1 protein-coding gene is annotated in these 415 nt (G+C 29.6%); it reads left to right on the top strand.

Translation table 11 applies throughout. The features are described from left to right. Nucleotides 1-415 (top strand): M48 family metallopeptidase (locus tag D7X74_RS42450; protein WP_147446938.1); only part of this gene is annotated, 415 nt, incomplete at both ends.

Here is a 415-nt window from a genome sequence, read left to right as displayed (position 1 = left end):
CTTGTTTGGTATTAATTATGTTATTGTTAGCGACGACCAAGATTATAGAGATGAATTAGATCAAATGTTTGATGTGAAATATCAAAGCGAAGAACAAATTGAACTTGAAGCTCAATTGTTTGTAGTTCAAATACTATTCCAATATCTTTTTTCTCAAGGTCGATTAAAAGATGCAAAGAATTATGTCTTACATCAACCACAAGAAGTTCAAGATCATCGTGTCGTACGTAATTTATTGGCAATGTGTTATTTATATCTCGGTGAATATGATACGGCTAAAGCATTGTACGAAGCACTATTACAAGAGGATAGTACAGATATATATGCATTATGCCATTATACTTTGCTACTTTATAACACTAAGGAAAATGAACAATATCAAAAATATTTAAAAATATTAAACAAAGTTGTACCT

Origin of the sequence: Corallococcus sp. CA047B (assembly GCF_003612065.1) — a bacterium.
Lineage (GTDB): Bacteria > Myxococcota > Myxococcia > Myxococcales > Myxococcaceae > Corallococcus > Corallococcus praedator.
The sequence above is the reverse complement of the archived record's forward strand: the minus strand, read 5'-3'. Positions and strand labels throughout refer to the sequence as shown.